This is a genomic window from Pseudoflavonifractor sp. 60 (genome assembly GCF_009911645.1).
Classification (GTDB): Bacteria; Bacillota; Clostridia; order Oscillospirales; family Oscillospiraceae; genus Lawsonibacter.
Genome location: NZ_QWKI01000032.1, coordinates 25,430 through 43,706 on the forward strand (window position 1 = coordinate 25,430; position 18,277 = coordinate 43,706).

Here is an 18,277-nt window from a genome sequence, read left to right on the forward strand (position 1 = left end):
GGAGGAATATTGATGGGCATATTTTCGAGCATTTCCGACGCACTGGGCAGCGCCCTGAGCCGAGGGCTGAGCAAGGCGGCCAGTCTGTGCGCCTCAATAGGCAGCAAGGTCAAGGTGATGTACGGCGTCAGCAAATTTCTGGAGGGCGTCCCCGAGCTGGAACTGGCGGTGGAGGTCATCCGCGCCATTGGGAAGATTATTGTATCGGTGTCGGATATTCTTTTGGAAAAGCCGGCGGAGGAGGCGCCGGAGGATCTGGGGATGAAGGCGGAGAAGTGCTTCCGGGAGGAGCGGCTGGAGGAGCGGGACTTTGAAAGCGCTCAGGCTTACATCGAGTATCTGCGCAGCGAGATCAAGCTGGACCCGGCGGAGAAGGAGGGACTGTCGGAGGAGGAGCTCCAGAAGTACGCCGCCGTGGGGGTCGGGCTCTACGTTCAGGCCATGGAGGAGCGTTATGGTGTGAAGCTGGAGCCTGAGTTCTGGCGGGCGGTCTACCGTACCCGGCTGACGGCGGACCAGATCCCGACGCTGATCACCGCCATGCAGGAGGGGGAGATGACCGACGGCGCGGCCCTGGACGGCTATCTGTCCGGGGAGCTGAAGGATACAGCGGTGTGGACCAGGGCCTATGACGTGCTGGAGGCTTATACCCGGGCTGCCGGCGGGACCACCACGGTACGGGACCTGCGCCAGAGCTATTTGAGAGAGGAGCAGACCGGTGACAGCCAGGAATAAGGGACGGGATATCTCTATTGTGCTGTGCTGGAGCGGGGGGAGGGTCACCGGGAGCTGGAGCTGCCAGGGAGAGGAGACCGTCAAGCCGGTGACAGTGGACGGGGAGGACCGGGATCTCCCCTGGCGGCCGGAGCTCTGGACGCGCATCCTCTCCAACCTCCGGTTCAACCCCCGGCTGGACCGCTGCCGGCTGCTGGTATACACCTTTGGGGAGGAGACGCCGGTCCTTCCTTCGCTGGACAGCGCCTGGGAGTGGACCGTCCAGGAGCTGTCTGGAGCCCTGGAGGAGAAGCCCGCCGTGGGCCGGTGGCAGCTCAACGGGGAGGAGCTTCAGGGGCGGTACAGGGATCTGTTCCCCGGGATCGAGCACGGGCCGGGCAGTATATGCCGGATGTTTACCGCCCCGGCGCTGAACATTGCCCCTGCCGGGGAGGGCCGCACCTCCCTGTTTGAAATCATGCCCGAGGCGGAGCGCAGGGCGAACCCGTCGGGCCGCCCCAGAACATAACAGAAGCCGGAGTCCCTGACCGGGGCTTCGGCTTTTTTCCGCAGAAGGCGGCGGACTCGCTTCCAATTGTCTGTGTGCAAGCAACGCGTTCAGGGCATTGGGTCGCTACTCCAGATCCTCGATCCGCATCCGGTTCAGGCCGTCCAGGGTCTCCTTTCGGCCCTTGCAGTGCAGCCAGATACCCCCGAAGACAATGGTGGGGATGTTGGTCACCAGGAAGATAATACCCATGATTACCAGATTCCCAGGTGCGGCGCCCACCAAATTGAATGCAAGGAGAAGGGTCATCAGCAGCGACATTACCAGCGAGATTCCCGGCAGGACCAGCCCCAGGTACACGCTCTTTTTGCACAGCAACACCTGGAGCGCCACCAGCAGAGCGATGGGCAGTAAAAACGCAAACAATATAACGGGAATTGTGACCAATCCCACAGTAAAATTCATTGCCATTACAAATCCTCCCTTTTCTTTGTCCTCTTATACTCCGCAATCAGGACCTTGGCGGTGTCCAAATCCAGCTTTTCATTCACCGCCAGACGTTTGATCGTAGCGATGTAGGGGTCGGCGGCGGCGTCCTCGGTCAGCTTGATTTTCTGGATCAGCCGGTCCAGGCGCAGGCGCACCGTGGGATAGGTGACGCCGTACTGTCCAGCCATCTCCTTCAGTGACCCGGAGGCCAGAATGAACTTTTTGATAAACACCACATCCTCTTCCTCCAGTCCGGCCATCCACTCGGGCAGCAGTTCAATTGCCATATGGCTCCCCCTTTCTGCCTCTTTATTATATACTTTAATAAAATAAAAGTCAACATTTAATTTTATTCTTCTTTTTATAAAAATAATCCCCACCAGGGGGTGGGGATGAGGGGAGTCAGGTTTTCTTGTGGAGGAAGGAGAATTTGGTCTCGGAGCACACCACCGCCACGAAAATCAGGGCGAAGCCGGCCAGCAGACGGCCCGTCACCGGGTCGCCATAGAAAATCACCGAGGCGGCAACCCCGAACACCGACTCCAGGGAGAGGATCACCGAGGCGGAGGCGGGGTCGGACCAGAACTGTCCCACGTTCTGGAACAGCAGCGCCACGGTGGTGGCCATGACGCAAAGATAGACCATAGGCAGCAGCAGCGCCGGGTCGGACAGGGCGGCAGCGGGGAAGGTCTCGGTGCAGGCCCCGCAGATCCAGGCGTAGAGGGCGGCAAAGGCGAACTGAAACACGGTGAGCAGGGTGATGTCCTTCCCAGGGGACACCTTGGCCACCGCTACAATGTGACTGGCGTAGAAGAGGGCGCCGCACAGGGTGAGCAGGTCGCCGGTGTTGATGGTCAGGTCCTCCGTGAGGGACACCAGCCCAACCCCCGTCACGCACAGCAGGGCGGCGGCGATGTTGTACCGGTCGGGCCGCACCTTCACCACCGCCCAGGTGAGGAAGGGGACCAGCACACAGTAGACCGCCGTCAGGAAGGCGTTCTTGGAGGGGGTCGTCTGTGCCAGGCCGAAGGTCTGTACTGAGTAGGCCAGGAAGAGAAATCCTCCAATCGCCGCTCCCCGCCACAGATAGTCCAAGGTGAATTTCCTCCACTTCCTCCAGGCCGCCAGGGACAGCAGCACCGCCCCGGCGGTGAAGCGGATGGCCAGCAGGAAAAAGACGGGCATCACGTCCAGGGCGTTTTTCATAATGAAGAAGGAGGTGCCCCAGATCAGGGCGGCGGAAAAGAGCATGGGCTTGGCCAACATCCGCATAGTTTTAGGGGACATAGTATCAACTCCGGATTGCAAAATGAGGGGCTGCATGGTAGGATGGGAGCAGCCGCACAGAAGGCGTCAAGCCTCTGACCGCGTCCACAGGGAAACGTTTCTTTTTTCTTTTCAAAGAAAAGAAGGCCCGTCCGGCGGGGACAATGGCGAGGACAAAACGCAAGCGTCTCTTATCATACATAGAAACAGGAGAATTGGCAAGATGGAATACGGAAAAATTTTACCGGGCACCTTTCTGACGCGGCTAAACCGGTTTGTGGCCCATGTGGAGGCGGAGGGGGAGCTTCAGGTCTGCCACGTCAAGAATACGGGGCGGTGCCGTGAGCTGCTGGTCCCCGGGGCCCGGGTCTGGCTGGAGGAGAGCGCCAATCCCGCCCGCAAGACCAAATTCGATTTGATTGCGGTGGAGAAGGAGCGGCCCCAGGGTCCGCTGCTGATTAACATGGACTCCCAGGCACCCAACAAGGTCTTTGGGGAGTGGGCGGCGGCAGGCGGCCTGGGCTTTACGCCTGAGCTCCTGCGTCCGGAGATGACTTATGGCAATTCCCGCTTCGACTATTACTGGGAGTATTCGGACCGCCGGGGCTTCTGGGAGGTCAAAGGGGTCACGCTGGAGGAAAACGCCGTGGCCCGCTTCCCCGACGCCCCGACCCTGCGCGGAGTGAAGCACCTGGAGGAGCTGATGCTGGCCCGCCAGGCGGGATATGAGGCGGGGGTGTGCTTCGTTGTCCAGATGGAGGGCATGGACCGGGTGGAGCCCAACGACCTGACCCACCCGGACTTCGGCGCGGCCCTGCGGCGGGCGGCCCATGCGGGGGTTGAGGTGCTGGCTCTGGAGTGCGCTGTGGAGCCGGGGCGGCTGACCATCCGGCGGCCCATTCCAGTGGGGCTGTAAAGGCTAAAGTTTTGGGGCAGTTGTGCCGATAATCCTATCGTATCAACAAAAGGGGGTATCCATATGGAGATTCTCGAAAGCGCCAGCAGCAAGGAGACCGCCGGAGCAGAGCAGGAGGGCCGCGTCTCCATTGACCGGTTTGTGGCGACCCGCCGGTTTGAGGTACGGGACGAGGAGGAGAAGGTGGAAGCCGCTATGGCCCTGTATGAGAAGGCCGCCAGGGCGCGATTCCCCAGCGAGCCTCTGGATATACCGCTGGAGCCCGCCGACGAGGAGGAGCTGGAGGCCATGTCCCAGCAGCTGAAGCTCCAGCAGAAGTGCCAGGACATTGCCGCTTTGATTTTGGTGGACGAGCTGGAGGAGGAACTGGAAGACGACGAGGACGACGAGCCGAAAAAGCGGCGGCGGAAATAAAGGAGGGCGTGGACCATGGAAATTCGTCAGGTAGTGCGGGGGCAGAATACCAGCTTTTCTCCCACCGCTCCCACCAAAGGCGGAGCGAAGAAATCTGCCGTTTCCCGTCCCTCTGCGGACCGGCTGGAGCTGAGCCGTCAGTGGGTTGCGGCCATGGAGGAGCAGCGTGTTCAGACCCAGGCGGAGCTGCTCAGCGGCGGGAAGGAGCAGAAGAAATCCCAGGGCATTTTGGATCTGCTGGACCAGCCCACTGCCGAGGAGCAGGAGCTGGACGCTTTGTCCAAGCAGCTAGACGTCCAGATGAAGTGCATGAAGATTGCCGCCAATATTATGAAGGGCAAAAAGGTGCCGCCGGAGGACGAGCGGTATCTGATGGAGAACGACCCCGAGGGCTACAAGCTGGCCATTGCCATGCGCTCCACGGTGAAGGAGGACGACGAGGAGTGCGAGAGTGTGCTCAAGGACGAGGACAAGGAGGGGGAGGAGACCGCCGGGACGGAGGAATCCGCCGCCGTGGAGAGTTCCCCTGCCGCCGGCGGGGAGGCCGGCGCACTCTGATAAATCATCAACACACCCAACAGGAATCGACCCTGTTGGGTGTGTTTTGATCTGATGGAACGGTGTTTGTCAGATTTCCCTGCGGCCCTCCAGGGCGCGGACCAGGGTTGCGTCGTCGGCGTACTCCAGGTGGCTGCCCACAGGGATGCCGTAGGCCAGGCGGGTCACCTTCACCTGGAAGGGCTTCAGCAGGCGGGAGAGGTACATGGCGGTGGCCTCCCCCTCGGTGTCCGGGTTGGTGGCCATAATCACTTCCTCCACGCCGCCGGCGGCCACCCGCTCCACCAGCGAGCGAATGTGCAGGTTGTCGGGGCCCACGTGGTTCATGGGGGAGAGGACCCCGTGGAGCACGTGGTACTGCCCGGTGTACTCCCGGCTGCGCTCCATGGCCACCACGTCCTTGGGGTCCGCCACTACGCAGATGGTGGCGCTGTCCCGCTTGGCGCTGGCGCAGATGGGGCAGGGGCCGTCCCCCTCGGTGAGGTTTTGGCAGACGGGACAGCAGTGGATGGAGCGTTTGGCGTCCACAATGGCTTGGGCGAAGGCGGCGGCCTCCTCCTCGGGCAAGGACAGCACGTGAAAGGCCAGCCGCTGGGCCGACTTGACGCCCACGCCGGGCAGTTTGGCGAAGTGCTCCACTAAATTTTCCAGGGCGGGGGGAAAGTACTGCATATCGGTCAACCCCTCAGTGCCGCAATGGCGGCGGGAATGTCGTCGGCCCCATAGACGGCGGAGCCGGCCACCAGCACATTGGCCCCGGCCTCCACCACCAGGGGGGCGGTTTTGGGGGAGATTCCCCCGTCCACCTCCAGGTCGCAGGCGGGATTGTACTGGTCTATGATGGCCCGGACCTGCCGGATGGTCTCCAGCTGGGACTCCATAAAGCTCTGGCCGCCGAAGCCGGGCTCCACCGTCATCACCAGCGCCATGTCCAGCTGCTGGATGTAGGGCAGAATGGCCTCCGCCTTGGTGATGGGCCGCAGGGCCACCGCCTTTTTCACGCCGCAGTCCTCCATGATTTTGAAGGCCTGGGCGATGCGGGTTGGATGGTCGGCCTCCAGGTGGACGGACAGCATATCCGCCCCCGCCCTGGCGAAGGCCTCCACATACCGCGCCGGTTTGTCAATCATCAGATGGACGTCCAGAAACAGATTGGTACATCTGCGGATGGATTCCACCACCGGTATGCCGATGGTGATGTTGGGCACAAAGGCTCCGTCCATCACGTCCACATGGAGGTAGTCGGCGGAGGACACCCTTTTGATGTCCCGCTCAAGGTTGACAAAGTCGGCGGACAGAATTGATGGGGCAATCTTTACCATGACAGCTCCTCCTTTATAGTTGGACAGGCGCTGAGGACAACCCCGGCGCATAGGATAATGCAGCGGAGAGAGGCCCCGGACGCGGGGGGATCGCTCCAGGCCGGGCCCACGGCCCAATCCCGTTCCCGCCGCTCCGGCCGGTCCGCCGCTTTCAGATAACCGCCCGCCGGGGGCCGTTCAAGCCTCCGGCGGGCGGCAAGGAACAACCATTAATTATAAAATTCCGCCGTATCGGTCTCCACCGCGTGGAAGCCCCGGGCGCGCAGGGCGTTGAGGATCTGCTCCTTGTGGTCGTGGCCGAAGGCCTCCAGGGTGACCCGCAGCTCCACGCCGGACTGGCGGTTGATGTTGACGAACTGGTTGTGCTCCAGCTTGATGACGTTGCCGTTGTTGGCGGCCAGCACCTGGGACACCGCCAGCAGGGAGCCGGGCCGGTCGGGGAGCTGGACGGCAAAGGTGAAAATGCGTCCCCGGGAGATGAGCCCGTGCTGGACCAGGGAGGACATGGTAATCACGTCCATATTGCCTCCGGACAGCACACAGACCACATTTTTGCCCTGATAGTCCAGGTGGCGCAGGGCGGCCACAGGGAGCAGGCCGGCGTTCTCCACCACCATCTTGTGCCGCTCCATAATGTCCAGGAAGGCCTCCACCAGTTCGCTGTCTTCAATGGTGATGATCCGGTCCACATTGCTCTGTACATAGGGGAACACCTTGTCCCCCGGGGTCTTCACCGCCACGCCGTCGGCAATGGTGGAGGCGGAGGGCAGGGTCACCACCTGTCCCGCCTCCAGGCTGGCCTTCATGGAGGCCGCCCCGGTGGGCTCCACTCCAATGACCTCCACGTGGGGGTTGAGCAGCTTGGCCAGGGTGGATACCCCCGCCGCCAGGCCGCCCCCTCCAATGGGGACCAGAATGGCCTCCACATCGGGCAGGTCCTGGAAAATCTCATAGGCAATGGTGCCCTGCCCGGTGGCAAGGGTCAGGTCGTTGAAGGGGTGGACATAGGTGAGCCCCTCCTCCTCCGCCAGCTTGGCGGCCAGCTCGGCGGCATCGTCGAAGACCTCGCCGTGGAGCACCACCTTGGCCCCGTAATCCTTGGTGTTGTTCACCTTCACCAGGGGTGTTGTGGTGGGCATGACAATAGTGGCCTCCACCCCGGCGGCCTGGGCGGCGTAGGCCACTCCCTGGGCGTGGTTGCCCGCGGAGGCGGTGACCAGTCCCCGGTCCTTCTCCTCCTGGGTCAGGGTGCTGATCTTATAGTAGGCCCCCCGCAGCTTGTAGGCGCCGGTGGCCTGCATATTCTCCGGCTTGAGATAGACGGAATTTCCGCAGTTTTTGGACAGGTAGGGGGAGTGAATCAGTGGGGTGGGCCGCAGAACGCCCTGCAAAACACTGCGGGAGGATTTAAATGACTCCAAGGTCAGCATAGCGGTTTTCTCCTTTTGTAAAAAATCAGTCTGTCACTAATCATACTGAATTACCGGGGAGAAGTCAATAAAAAATCCAATTCTTTCTTCCATTCAAAAAGCGGACAAAATTTGCAGGGTGTACAGGGTTGTTCTACCCTGCGCAGACGCAGAAACGCAAAAGCGGCGTCAGACGCCCACAAAAAAAACTCCCGCTCCTGCAAGAGGAGCGGGAGTTTTGGTCAGTCCAGGGTCAGGTAGTCCGCCGACACGTAGCCGATGGCGGCCTGGCCGCTGGGATTTCGGAATAGGATCTGGTACCACCCGGGCTGCTGGCCCAGCACCAGGACCCGGTCGCCGTTGAACAGGGCCCCGGAGCGTCCATAGCTGGTGTCCGGGCCGGAGCGGACATTGAGCCCGGTATCCGCGCCGGTGACGGTACCCGCCCGGCTGGCCCGCTGGCAGGTGACGGTGCAGCTGGCGGACAGGCCGTTCCAGCTGGCGGTGACGGTGAGCGTCTTGTCCTCCCGGTCAGGATTCAGGTTGGTGACCACACCGGCAGGGGTCACCGGGGCGGTCTCCGGGTCACTGCTTTCCCAGGTAATAACGGCCCCCTCCGCCGCCGGAAGAATGGCGGCGTTCAGCGCGACGCTGCTGCCGGAGACCAGGGTCAGCGCACTCTGGTCCAGGGCGAGCATCCAGCTCCCGCCAGAGGGGGGCGTCACGGTCTGAGAGGGGTCGGAGGGATTTTCCGGCTGCTCAGGCTCCGGCGGTTCGGCGGGCTCCACAGGCTGGGTGGGCTCCGTCGGTTCGCTGGGTTCGGTAGGCTCTGCGGGATCGGTGGGCACATCGGTAATGGGGGTGTGCTCCAGCAGACTGCGCAGCAGGGCCGCCATCTCTGCCCGGGACAGGGTGCGCTGGGGTCCTATGCCGCCGGTGCCGCCCGACACCAGCTTCTGTGCCACCATGGTGGCGGTGGCGTTTCGGGCGTAGGTGGAGATCAGGTCCTTGTCGGGGAACTGGTCCAGCACGGACAGGCTGGCGTCAGGGCAGTCCTTCCCGGCGATGGGCAGGAAGCGGTAGAGGATGGTAAAGGCCTGTTCCCGCAGGATGTTGGCGTTGGGCGAGAATGCGCCGTCCCCGGTGCCCGACGCCAGACCGTTGGCCTGGGCCCAGGAGAGGGCCTTATACTGGTAGCCGTTGGGATCCACATCGGTAAAGGTGCAGGGAGAGGAGACCTCCGGCCTGCCGGCGGCGGCGTAGAGCATGACCATAAAGTCGCCCCGGGTTATGGAAGAGTTCCGGCCAAAGAGGTTGGGGGCAATGCCGCTGACAATCCCCTTGGCATAGCAGTATTCCACCGCCTCATAGGCCCAGTCATCCGGGGGCACGTCCTCGTGGAGGTTGGTCATGGTGACGTTCACCGTCTGGGTCAGGCCGCCGGCGGAGAAGGTGATGGACCCGCTTCCCGAGGCGCGGGAGGCGGTGAACAGTCCGTTTTCGTCTATCGTGCCCACATTTCCCTGGACGGTGCAGGTCACGTCGGAGATGCTCCGCAGGGCGGTGCGGCTCCAGTAGCTCCCCGAGGCGGCCAGCTGGACCTGGTCCCCCGCCTTCAGATTCAGGGAGGTCAGGGCGGAGGTGCTTCCCGCCCGGGTTATCTTCAGCTCGGTGAGGCGGTCCACTACATGGAGCTGGGCAGTGCCCGTCAGGCCGTCGGCGGACAGGGACAGGGTGTCGGTCCCCGCCTGGAGCCCGGCGGTGTAGCTGTCCGCCCCCACAGTGCCCAGGCCGTTGAGAGAGGTATAGGTCAGAGCGCTCAGGTCGGCGGAGACGGGATTAAGCCCCGTGTCCACCGCCTGGACCTGGGGCAGGGGGAGGGAGGCGCCCGCCAGGACCACCTGGCCGTCCTGGGTCGGGACCAGGCGGCTGGGCCAGCCGTCCCCCTTTTCGTCGGTCACCAGCAGCAGATAGGTGGCGCAGCCCCGGGGCTTCCCGTCGGAGGGCCGGTTGACCACTGCGGGGCCGTTCTGGCCCGGAGTCCACAGGGAGAAGGAGGTGGAGCCGCCCCCGTCCAGGTTGACCGCCGTGACACAGCCCTGGCGCAGCAGCTCATCGGCCAGGTTGACCTGGGACAGGCCCACCGAGTAGCCCGACTGGCGTCCATCCACGGCGTAGAGGACCAGGGTCCCGTCGGCCTTAATGCCCAGAGCGGTGCGGGGCTGACGGCCGTCACTGGCGTAGACCCAGCTGGTGCTGTCGGTGACCGCACCGTTTCGGATCATAATGTCCCCCACGCCCCCGGCCCACTGGGCGGAGGAGAGGACCGCGTTGTCGCAGGCGGTGGTCAGGGTCATCAGGTCGCCCGGCTGGAAGGACTCAAAGGTGCCCTCATATCCGGCCTCAGCGGCGGCGGTAAGGATGTACTCATTGGGGCCGATCACAGGGGAGACGTCCGAATGAAAGACCTCGATAACCTCCAGATTGAGGGCCGCGTTGACGGTGAGCTCCGGCATCTGCCCGGTGTAGGGGTCGGCCACCTGCCGCATACGGACATACCAGCCCGCGCTGTCGCTGCGGGTTGAGACCACGGAGAAGTACTCGTTCAGCAGGTAGAGCCCCCCCAGGGGGTGGCGGGTCTTGTTGAGGTTGTGGACGGGAGTGGAGAAACCGGAGACCGGATTGTACAGGGTCATGGAGACCTTGGGGGACTCCAGGATGGACACCAGGCCGTCGGTAATGACCATGGTGTTCTCCCCCTCGTTGCTGGACTTGTAGACGCCGTTTTCCACCACAATGCCCAGAGGGACGCCGGTGGACAGGGCGAAAAAGTCGGTGTTGATGCCACCCAGCACGTGCCAGCCGGCGGCCTGGGCGTTGGAGATGGCCCGGTTGATGCTGGCCGCGGCGTAAATGGTGGTGTCCCCCTGGACCAGGATGGGCTGGGCCGCACTGTGGGGGGCCAGCTCAAAGGAGAAGCTCTCGACCCGGCTGCCGGCGTTCTCCGTAATGGTGTTCCGGTAGGTCAGGCCGTCCACGATCTGGGTCGTGGTCTGGAGCTTCTGGTCGCCCGCCGCAGCGTAGACGGTGGGGAAGGCTAACAGTACTGCCAACAGCAGCGCCGCCGCCCTGCGGGATAGGGATTTGGTATGTCTCATGGGATGCTCCTTTATCGTATGTGTCAAAGCGTACCCCGCCATTATAGCAGACGGGCGCAGGAGATTCAATGGGAAAAAAGGGGAGCGGGGGGAAAAGGATTTTACCGGGGCAAAAAAATCCCGTGCCTGAGAGCACAGGATTTTCCGCTATTTCAGGGCGTTCTGGGCGGCGTCCAGGTCGTTGGCCACCACCAGCAGAAGGGTCTCCCCCCGGAGGTCCACCAGGGCGTTTTCCAGCTTGGGGATCTCGGCGGGGCGGTAGTCCCGGTTGGACTCCATCTGTCCGGCCAGGTAGTCCTGAAGGGCGTCAGCCGCCGTCTTCGCCTTGTCCGCGCTGGTGAAGACCAGCACCGCCGCCTCCTCGCAGGTGGCCCCGGCGGAGCGCAGGACGGCGGACTCCTTCAGGTCCTCCCGAACCAGGCCGCTGTCCCCCAGACGGTAGAGGGCAAAGGCGGTGTCGGCGTCCACTTCTTCCAGGTCGTTCAGCTCGGCGGTGAAGGCCTCCGACTGGCTGATCCGCTCCACGTCGCCCAGGGCGTAGAGGGGCGGGGCGTCGTTTTCTCCAGCACAGGCCGCCAGCCCCAGCAGGACCAGCAGCGCCAGAGTCAGCTTCCATATCCGTCTCATTCTAATGCACTCCCATCCGCAGTTGAGGTGTCCGGTCCGACCGTCTGAACAGCGGGCGGGCCGTCGGGGTAGAGCCGGTCAAGCTCCACCGTGTGGGTCTTCAAATACTCCAGCCACTGCTGGCAGTACTCCTTGCCCAGATGGACGCCGTCCCGGCTGGCGCCCTCGGGCAGCGCGCCGTTTTCGTCGGCAAATTCGCTGTACAGGTCCAGATAGACCACCTGCTTCTCCTGGGCCGCCTGGCGCATCAGGTCGTTATAGGTGCGCAGGTGTTCATTGGTCAGGTAGTCCCGGCCGCTGGAGGCCATAATCTGGTCCTCATTCAGGGGGATCAGCCCCTGGATATAGATCACCGCCTGGGGCTGGATGGCGCGGATCTGGTCGATGGCCTGGCAGTAGCTGTTGTAAAAGCCCTGATCGTTGTGATAGCCCAGCTCATTGACCCCCAGGGAGAGGTACACCTTGCCGTACTGCTCCTGGGCCAGGGCCTCCAGCAGGGTATACGTCTCCCCGTCGATGGTCAGCGCCTTTTTCGAATCCAGGCGGAAGATGGACAGGCCGTTAGAGGTCAAATTTTTCCCGCAGCCAATGCCGCTGTACACCATAAAGCCGTCAGTGCGGGAGTCCCCCACAAAGGCGGCGTCGGCAAAGTAGCTGTTGTCCACCGCCTCTCCCGCCGGGGCGGGCTGGGAGAAGTCGTAGGGCTCTGACAGCGGGGCCATAGAGGGGATGGCGGAGTCGTCGGACCCCTGAGGCTGGCTCAGGTCTGGGGAGATGTGGGAGGACTCTCCCCCGCTGGCATCTGCCGGGGGCGGCGTCTGGACCGGCGGTGCAGTCTGAAAGGTCATCAGCACGGCGACGGTCACCAACACTGCCGCCACAGCCCAGAGCAGGCTCCCTCCGCCCGCCGTCCGTTTTCCCCGATAAGCCACAGAAAACACCTCCCGCCCTGTCGAAATCGTACCCATTTAGGATACCACACTTTGCTTAAATTTCAAGTGACAAAACCGTTACAAATCGCCCCCATTTTTTGTATTTTTTCTCCCCTCTCCCATAAGGGCAAAAAAGCCCCCGCCGGTTCAGCGGGGGCGCGCCGGTTATTTTGGCTATGCCGGAATGGCCCGGCGCAGCAGGCCGACCCCCAGGGGGCTGGGGCCGGTGTGGACTCCAATGGTGACTCCAATCTGATAGGGCCGCTTTACCTCGGGCCGGTCGTAGCCCAGCTCCAGCAGGCCCTGGTACACCGCCTGTGCAAAGACCGCGTGCTCCTCCCGGTCCAGGCCGAAGCCGGTGGCCAGGCGGTAGTCCCTCAGGTCGATGCCCTCCCGCTGGATATGGCGGAAAAACAGCTCCCGCACCTTGACCAGGGACTTCTTCCGCCCCTGGGCGATGCCATCGGAGATCAGTCCGGCGTCCTTGTAGCCGATGAGGGGCTTGACCTTCAGCAGGGCCCCGGTGGCCGCCGCCGCCCGGCCGATCCGCCCGCCGTGGCGCAGGTACTCCAGGTCGTTGGTGGTGAAGAAAATGCGCCCCGTCTCGGGCAGGGCCTCCAGCGCCTGGAACGCCTCCTCCAGGGAATAATCCGCGTCCCGCAGGGCGGCGGCCTCCTCCACCAGCATCCCCTGGAGCACGGTGGCCAGGGTCGAGTCCAGGACCCGCACCTGCGCGCCGGGGTACTCCTCTCTCAGCTCCCCGGCGGCGTTCCGGGCTGTCTGGTAGGAGCCGCTGAATTTAGCGTTGAGACAGATGCACAAAATAGGTGCGCCCTGGGCCGCCAGGGGGCGGAAGGCCTCCAAGTAGTCTTCCGGGGTGGGCATGGAGGTCTTGGGGAACACGCCGGGGCGGTCGGCCATCATCTGATAGAAGTCGTGGGTGGGGATGTCCCGCTCCTCGCGGTAGTAGACCTCGTCGTCAAAGGCCACGTAGTAGGACACCATGGTCACACCCAGCCGGGCCATCTCCTCCCGCCCAAGGTCGCAGGAGCTGTCGCTGACAATCTGAAATTTCATACCTTCTCCTTCGTCTTGCGCCCGGGCCAGGGCCCAGGTGGGTAATAGTACAATTATATATCAGGGTCCGCAAAAACTCAACCGCTTTTTGGCAAATTTTTCAGCCCGCACCACAGGGGGAGCAGCCACAGGTAGAAGGCCAGGGGCAGGGCGGAGGCTCCTACCTCCATGGTGGTGAGGGGGACACTGGCGGCAATGGCCCAGGGCACCAGACCGGCCAGGTTGATGCAGGAGTTTCCAATGTTGGCGGCCAGCTCCATGGGGGGAAGATTTCGTTTTTTGTACTCCTCCCCCAGCAGCTGGGCGCTCATCACAACGCCCACCGTCTGGTTGCAGAACAGGGCGCAGCAGCCCAGCGACACCGCCACATGGGCCCCGAAGAGGCCGGCTTTCTCCGCCAGAGTTCCCACCCGGCTGGTCACCGGCGTCAGCAGGCCGGTGCCGCTGAACATACCGGAGTAAGCGCAGGACAGCAAAACGATGCACACCACGTTGACCATGGAGAGCAGTCCGCCCCCGGACATAAGCTCCGCCAGCTGGGGGAGGGCGGGCCGGTAGCCCAATACGCAGGCGCGGAGCACCTCTCCCGGGGAGAGCCTCTGGACCAGCAGGGCGCAGGCCGCGGAAAGCCCGCAGCTCACCGCAATGGACTTTATGGCGCTCACCTTCAGCCAGGGCAGGATCAGCAGGGCGGCGGCAGGGAGGATGGCGGGCCAGGTGAGGGAAAAGCCCTCTTCCAGGGCGGAGAGGATCTGAGGGTCCACCCCCTGGATGGGGAAGAGGAGGGAGAGCCCCCCGTACAGTCCCAGGGTGAGCAGCAGGGGGACGGGGGTGTCCCGCCACATCCGCATTTGGAAGGTGTGCTGGTCCACCTCCGCCACCGCCGCCGTCAGCGCTGCCGAGGAGGAGGCCGGGGACAGCCGCTCCCCCAGATAGATGCCCGACATGATGGCTCCCGCCGTTACCGCCAGATTGGCTCCGCCGCTGCGGGCAATGGTCATCAGGATGACCCCCGCCGTCCCCACCACACCGAAGCAGCTGCCAAAGGCCAGGCTGAACACCCCGGAGAGTAGAAATGCGACCAGGACAAAACTTCTCGGGGTTATGAGCCGCACCCCCAGCCAGACGAAATAGGCCACCGTCCCCCCGGCCCTCCACAGGGCGGTGAGCAGGCCCAGCAGCAGCAGAATGCGCAGCACCTTAAAGGCGGTGCCCATCCCCTCCAGCGCCATCCTGATAAGCCCCCGGGCGGAGTGCCCCCGGCGCAGGCCCACCAGGAAAAAGCATATAAACCCCGCCGCCAGCGCCCAGGCCAGAGACCGCCCCCCGGCCATACACCCGGCCACGCCGGCTAAAAACACTCCAAATGCAGCCAACAGATCCATTTGTTTCCTCTCCCGTTTCCAATCTACAGGGGATTGTACCATTTCCGCTTTGATTTGTCACCTTTTTGGAACAAAGAAATTTTTATATAGAATTTTTCAAAAACCTCTTGACAATATATATATATATATATATGATAAAATGTGCGAAAAGTTGTAAGAAGCGACAACTTTTCATATTTCTTCTTGGAAAAGGAGCGGATTGCTATGAGCGCAAACAATACAAATACAAGCATAAGTACAGGTACAAGCGGAATGTCCCTCGGAGCTAAAAAACTGATTATCATTGTGGTAGCCGTCTTGATCGCACTCTTCGCTGCGTTTCAGGGATATAGGTATATCCAGACCCAGCGTTCTCTCGCTGAAGCGCGCCAAAAGATTGAATCATACCTGATGAACGGAGAATTTGACAAGCTAAGTGACGAACTCAAATGGAAGATATCCTCCGGATCCCTGATGAAATGCTATCCAAATACCAGTACTTTCCTTGATATGCTTCTGGAACACTGCAAGGTTTATGTGGTACAGCCCGGTCTGGGTGGCTACTATGACGGATATAGCGACTCATCTTCCTCCAGTTCCAAAGGTCTGGGGGTGGAAGGGATGGAGTCTATTGGAACGCAAACTCGAAACACCTACACCGGCTATTGCGGCGACTTCCAAGCGGGTACTACTTATGTGACAGACCGTTACGACGGCCTGGTGGATGATGTTTCCAAGAGCAAGTACAACAAAACCAGAGGCTTCGACGACGTCTACTGCCGCGGTGAAAAGGTATATGGAAAAATCGACTCAAATGATTTAAAAGCGGCCGTAAAAGACGGCGCACAGTATATACTGTGCGGACAGCAAGGACGGGAGCTGGACACTTTGCTCTTAATCAGCGAGGATAAGATTTATGCCCTGAAAAATGCCTTGACAGTTGGCGGCTTCTATGAGATCAAGGGCGATTTCTCCAAGGAACTGGAAAAGGTAGCGGCGGCCTATCAGCCGGACTAATGCAAAGGGAGACAGCGGCAGGTCCGCTGTCTTCTTTTTCGTTCCCTTCCCCCTTTTCTTTTTCCCAGCCTTGTGGTATACTAAGGAATGAATTTGTATGTAAAGGCTGGGAACTCTTTTGGATAACATCACCCTTACAGGAATGCCGGGCTCCGGCAAAAGCACCGTGGGCGTCCTGCTGGCCAAGGCGCTGGGCCTGGGCTTTGTGGATGTGGACCTGGTCATCCAGGAGCGGGAGGGGGCTCTGCTCCAGGACATTCTGGACCAACGGGGCACCGCCGCCTTTCTGGAGGCGGAGGAGGCGGCGGTGTGCACGCTGGACTGCCGGCGCACCGTCATCGCCCCCGGGGGCAGCGCCCTGTGCCGGGAGGGGGCTGCCCGGCACCTCAGCGGCCTGGGACCCATCGTCTATCTGAATGTCCCCCTGGAGGAGCTGAAGCGCCGTATTCAAAATATGGCGCAGCGGGGCATTGCCATGGAGCCAGGACAGACCCTAGCCGATGTGCTGGCCTACCGGGACCCCCTTTACCGCAAATACGCCGATCTGATTGTGGACTGCCCGCCGATGCAGCCCCTGGACCAGACGGTGCAGTGGGTTCAGACCGCGCTGAAGGAGTGCGGCCTGATTCGCTGAACAAAAACGCCCCAGCCCGCAGGGTCAAAAGCGCGGGCCGGACAGGGCGGCTCCCGTTGGGCGCGGAGCCTCAGTCCGAACTTGAAAAGGAAGTATTCCATGCAGTTTAAAGACCTTGGGCTGAACGCCCAGATTCTGAAGGCCCTGGAGGAGCAGGGCTACACCAAACCCTCTCCCATTCAGGAGAAGGCCATTCCCCCCGCGCTGGCAGGGCGGGACGTGCTGGGCTGCGCCCAGACGGGCACCGGCAAGACCTGCGCCTTCGCCGCCCCCATTTTGCAGCGGCTGGAGGGACCTGCCGGTATACGCTGCCCCATCCGGGCTCTGATCCTGACCCCAACCCGGGAGCTGGCCATCCAGATTGGAGAGAGCTTTGAGGCCTATGGCAAATATCTGAAGCTGCGCCACGCCGTCATCTTCGGCGGTGTGGGCCAGAATCCCCAGGTGGAGGCCCTGAAAAAGGGAGTCGATATCCTGGTGGCGACCCCGGGACGGCTGATGGACCTCCACGACCAGGGCTTTGTCCACCTGGACAGCCTGGAGATCTTCGTGCTGGACGAGGCCGACCGGATGCTGGACATGGGCTTTATCCACGATGTGCGGAAGATTTTAAAGTGGCTGCCCCAGAAGAAGCAGACCCTCTTTTTCTCCGCCACCATGCCCCCCGAGATCACCGACCTAGTAAACTCCCTGCTGAAAAATCCGGTGAAGGTGGCGGTCGATCCCGTCTCCTCCCCGGTGGAGGTCATCCGCCAGTGGGTCTACCTGGTGGACAAGGGGAACAAGACCAGTCTGCTGGCCCACCTGATGGAGACCAAGCGGGTTCGAAACGCCCTGGTCTTCACCCGCACCAAGCACGGCGCCAACAAGGTGGCCCGGGATCTGGCCCGGGCGGGCATCTCCGCCGCCGCCATCCACGGCAACAAGAGCCAGACCGCCCGCCAGCAGGCCCTGTCCGACTTTAAGGCGGGCAAGATCCGCGCCCTGGTGGCCACCGATATCGCCGCCCGGGGGCTGGATATCGAGGAGCTGTCCCACGTCTTCAACTACAACCTCCCCGAGGTCCCCGAGACCTACGTCCACCGCATTGGCCGCACCGGCCGGGCTGGCAGGGGCGGGGAGGCCATCGCTTTCTGCGACTTCGGGGAGAAGCCCCTGTTGAAGGACATTGAGAAGCTCATCGGCAAGAAGGTCCCCCTGGTGGAGGACCACCCCTATCCCATGCAGGTCTTCGAGGCCCCCAAGCGGGACAAAAACGGAAAAATCATCAACGAGGAGGACGCCGAGGCCCGCGCCGCCGCCCGTCAGCTGCGCCAGCAGCGGGAGGAGGCCCGCCGGGCTGCCCAGGCCGCCAAGGAGAAGACGCCGCCCCCCGCGCCGGTGGAGGCGGTCCCGCCCGAGCAGCCCGGGAAGAAAAAGCGCCGCCGCCGGAAGCGGAGCGGTACGACTTCCGAAGAGGTCGTCCTGCGCCCCGCCGCCCCGGAGCCGGAGATTCCATCCCCCGCCCCGCCCAAACGGGGAGTCCGTCCCGGCGGGCTGGTGGACACCGGAGACTCCCTGCCCAACACCGATTTCCGCCGCCCCAACCCCCTGGACAGCGACGTGATTATGGACGCCACCGCCCGTCTGCTGGCCCCCCGGCGTATTCCCCTCTTCTCCTCCCCCCGCCCCAAGACGGAGGAGAAAAAGAAGCAGTCCGCCCCCCAGCCGAAGCAGGCCAAGGGCAGGCAGGGCAGACCCGCAGATTCCCGGCAGGAGCAGCCGCCCCGCCAGGCTCAAAAGCAGCAGAAGCCCGCCAAGCCGGCAGCTCAGCAGCCCAGGAAGGCGGCCAAGCCCCCCCGCCGGGACCGCCCCCCCCCCCCCCCCCCCCCG

Annotated in this window: 19 protein-coding genes; 8 read left to right on the plus strand and 11 right to left on the minus strand. The window is 62.6% G+C overall.

The window, feature by feature from the left end; genetic code table 11:
* Window positions 1-12: 12 nt before the first annotated feature.
* Both D1646_RS03665 and D1646_RS03670 read left to right on the plus strand, forming a co-directional pair.
* Window positions 13-735, plus strand: coding sequence for a hypothetical protein (locus tag D1646_RS03665; RefSeq protein WP_160635145.1), 723 nt, complete (start codon window positions 13-15; stop codon window positions 733-735).
* Complete coding sequence (locus tag D1646_RS03670) at window positions 719-1,243, plus strand: hypothetical protein (RefSeq protein WP_160635146.1); 525 nt, start codon at window positions 719-721, stop codon at window positions 1,241-1,243. Before D1646_RS03665 ends, D1646_RS03670 begins: the two co-directional genes overlap by 17 nt.
* Window positions 1,244-1,348: 105 nt before the next feature.
* On the opposite strand, the gene D1646_RS03675 is transcribed toward D1646_RS03670, so the two are convergent.
* The 3 genes from D1646_RS03675 to D1646_RS03685 form a co-directional block, all read right to left on the minus strand.
* Entirely contained in the window at window positions 1,349-1,693 is a 345-nt protein-coding gene (locus tag D1646_RS03675; RefSeq protein ID WP_160635147.1) for a hypothetical protein, read from the minus strand.
* Window positions 1,693-1,998, minus strand: a complete 306-nt coding sequence (locus D1646_RS03680) for a DUF2089 family protein (RefSeq protein WP_160635148.1) — start codon at window positions 1,996-1,998, stop codon at window positions 1,693-1,695. Before D1646_RS03680 ends, D1646_RS03675 begins: the two co-directional genes overlap by 1 nt.
* A 115-nt stretch (window positions 1,999-2,113) precedes the next feature.
* A complete protein-coding gene (locus D1646_RS03685) occupies window positions 2,114-2,998 on the minus strand; it encodes a DMT family transporter (protein WP_243154007.1) in 885 nt (294 codons plus the stop codon).
* 202 nt (window positions 2,999-3,200) lie between these two features.
* Between D1646_RS03685 and sfsA the strand changes: the two genes are divergently transcribed.
* The 3 genes from sfsA to D1646_RS03700 all read left to right on the plus strand — a co-directional run bounded on the left by sfsA (window position 3,201) and on the right by D1646_RS03700 (window position 4,865).
* Window positions 3,201-3,893 (plus strand): DNA/RNA nuclease SfsA, encoded by a 693-nt coding sequence (sfsA, locus tag D1646_RS03690; protein WP_160635149.1) that lies wholly within the window; start codon window positions 3,201-3,203, stop codon window positions 3,891-3,893.
* Between the two features lie 63 nt (window positions 3,894-3,956).
* The gene (locus tag D1646_RS03695) at window positions 3,957-4,307 is read left to right on the plus strand and encodes a hypothetical protein (RefSeq protein ID WP_160635150.1); all 351 of its coding nucleotides are present in this window, start codon (window positions 3,957-3,959) and stop codon (window positions 4,305-4,307) included.
* 15 nt (window positions 4,308-4,322) lie between these two features.
* Complete coding sequence (locus D1646_RS03700) at window positions 4,323-4,865, plus strand: hypothetical protein (RefSeq protein ID WP_160635151.1); 543 nt, start codon at window positions 4,323-4,325, stop codon at window positions 4,863-4,865.
* Window positions 4,866-4,934: 69 nt separating this feature from the next.
* Here D1646_RS03700 and recR read toward each other — a convergent pair whose 3' ends face one another.
* The 8 genes from recR to D1646_RS03740 all read right to left on the minus strand — a co-directional run bounded on the left by recR (window position 4,935) and on the right by D1646_RS03740 (window position 14,775).
* Entirely contained in the window at window positions 4,935-5,537 is a 603-nt protein-coding gene (gene recR / locus D1646_RS03705; protein WP_160635152.1) for a recombination mediator RecR, read from the minus strand.
* A 5-nt stretch (window positions 5,538-5,542) separates the two neighbouring features.
* Window positions 5,543-6,187: a ribulose-phosphate 3-epimerase gene (rpe, locus tag D1646_RS03710; protein WP_160635153.1), complete on the minus strand. Its 645-nt coding sequence runs from the start codon at window positions 6,185-6,187 to the stop codon at window positions 5,543-5,545.
* Window positions 6,188-6,396: 209 nt separating this feature from the next.
* Window positions 6,397-7,617 (minus strand): threonine ammonia-lyase, encoded by a 1,221-nt coding sequence (gene ilvA / locus D1646_RS03715; RefSeq protein ID WP_160635154.1) that lies wholly within the window; start codon window positions 7,615-7,617, stop codon window positions 6,397-6,399.
* Between the two features lie 221 nt (window positions 7,618-7,838).
* Window positions 7,839-10,754 (minus strand): phosphodiester glycosidase family protein, encoded by a 2,916-nt coding sequence (locus D1646_RS03720; protein ID WP_160635155.1) that lies wholly within the window; start codon window positions 10,752-10,754, stop codon window positions 7,839-7,841.
* Between the two features lie 147 nt (window positions 10,755-10,901).
* The gene (locus D1646_RS03725) at window positions 10,902-11,381 is read right to left on the minus strand and encodes a DUF4358 domain-containing protein (RefSeq protein ID WP_160635156.1); all 480 of its coding nucleotides are present in this window, start codon (window positions 11,379-11,381) and stop codon (window positions 10,902-10,904) included.
* Complete coding sequence (locus tag D1646_RS03730) at window positions 11,378-12,313, minus strand: GDSL-type esterase/lipase family protein (RefSeq protein ID WP_160635157.1); 936 nt, start codon at window positions 12,311-12,313, stop codon at window positions 11,378-11,380. The genes D1646_RS03725 and D1646_RS03730 overlap by 4 nt, the downstream gene beginning before the upstream one ends.
* Window positions 12,314-12,487: 174 nt before the next feature.
* Window positions 12,488-13,390, minus strand: coding sequence for a DegV family protein (locus D1646_RS03735; RefSeq protein WP_160635158.1), 903 nt, complete (start codon window positions 13,388-13,390; stop codon window positions 12,488-12,490).
* Between the two features lie 77 nt (window positions 13,391-13,467).
* Window positions 13,468-14,775 carry a Na+/H+ antiporter NhaC family protein gene (locus D1646_RS03740; RefSeq protein ID WP_160635159.1) on the minus strand — a complete coding sequence of 436 codons (1,308 nt, stop codon included), beginning with the start codon at window positions 14,773-14,775 and terminating at the stop codon, window positions 13,468-13,470.
* A gap of 204 nt (window positions 14,776-14,979) precedes the next feature.
* Here D1646_RS03740 and D1646_RS03745 point away from each other — a divergent pair, with 204 nt between their 5' ends.
* The 3 genes from D1646_RS03745 to D1646_RS03755 all read left to right on the plus strand — a co-directional run.
* On the plus strand, window positions 14,980-15,771 hold the full coding sequence (locus D1646_RS03745; RefSeq protein WP_160635160.1) for a hypothetical protein: 792 nt from the start codon (window positions 14,980-14,982) through the stop codon (window positions 15,769-15,771).
* A gap of 118 nt (window positions 15,772-15,889) precedes the next feature.
* The gene (locus tag D1646_RS03750) at window positions 15,890-16,405 is read left to right on the plus strand and encodes a shikimate kinase (RefSeq protein ID WP_160635161.1); all 516 of its coding nucleotides are present in this window, start codon (window positions 15,890-15,892) and stop codon (window positions 16,403-16,405) included.
* Between the two features lie 99 nt (window positions 16,406-16,504).
* Window positions 16,505-18,277: DEAD/DEAH box helicase (locus tag D1646_RS03755; RefSeq protein ID WP_160635162.1), on the plus strand; the 1,773-nt coding region annotated here is incomplete at its 3' end.

Excerpts from the sequence above, each read along its gene's own strand:
- D1646_RS03665 (WP_160635145.1), top strand. The coding sequence starts at position 13 with ATGGGCATATTTTCGAGCATTTCCGACGCACTGGGCAGCGCCCTGAGC.
- D1646_RS03675 (WP_160635147.1), bottom strand. The coding sequence starts at position 1,693 with ATGGCAATGAATTTTACTGTGGGATTGGTCACAATTCCCGTTATATTG.
- D1646_RS03680 (WP_160635148.1), bottom strand. The coding sequence starts at position 1,998 with ATGGCAATTGAACTGCTGCCCGAGTGGATGGCCGGACTGGAGGAAGAG.
- D1646_RS03685 (WP_243154007.1), bottom strand. The coding sequence starts at position 2,998 with ATGTCCCCTAAAACTATGCGGATGTTGGCCAAGCCCATGCTCTTTTCC.
- sfsA (WP_160635149.1), top strand. The coding sequence starts at position 3,201 with ATGGAATACGGAAAAATTTTACCGGGCACCTTTCTGACGCGGCTAAAC.
- D1646_RS03695 (WP_160635150.1), top strand. The coding sequence starts at position 3,957 with ATGGAGATTCTCGAAAGCGCCAGCAGCAAGGAGACCGCCGGAGCAGAG.
- D1646_RS03700 (WP_160635151.1), top strand. The coding sequence starts at position 4,323 with ATGGAAATTCGTCAGGTAGTGCGGGGGCAGAATACCAGCTTTTCTCCC.
- recR (WP_160635152.1), bottom strand. The coding sequence starts at position 5,537 with ATGCAGTACTTTCCCCCCGCCCTGGAAAATTTAGTGGAGCACTTCGCC.
- rpe (WP_160635153.1), bottom strand. The coding sequence starts at position 6,187 with ATGGTAAAGATTGCCCCATCAATTCTGTCCGCCGACTTTGTCAACCTT.
- ilvA (WP_160635154.1), bottom strand. The coding sequence starts at position 7,617 with ATGCTGACCTTGGAGTCATTTAAATCCTCCCGCAGTGTTTTGCAGGGC.
- D1646_RS03720 (WP_160635155.1), bottom strand. The coding sequence starts at position 10,754 with ATGAGACATACCAAATCCCTATCCCGCAGGGCGGCGGCGCTGCTGTTG.
- D1646_RS03725 (WP_160635156.1), bottom strand. The coding sequence starts at position 11,381 with ATGAGACGGATATGGAAGCTGACTCTGGCGCTGCTGGTCCTGCTGGGG.
- D1646_RS03735 (WP_160635158.1), bottom strand. The coding sequence starts at position 13,390 with ATGAAATTTCAGATTGTCAGCGACAGCTCCTGCGACCTTGGGCGGGAG.
- D1646_RS03740 (WP_160635159.1), bottom strand. The coding sequence starts at position 14,775 with ATGGATCTGTTGGCTGCATTTGGAGTGTTTTTAGCCGGCGTGGCCGGG.
- D1646_RS03745 (WP_160635160.1), top strand. The coding sequence starts at position 14,980 with ATGAGCGCAAACAATACAAATACAAGCATAAGTACAGGTACAAGCGGA.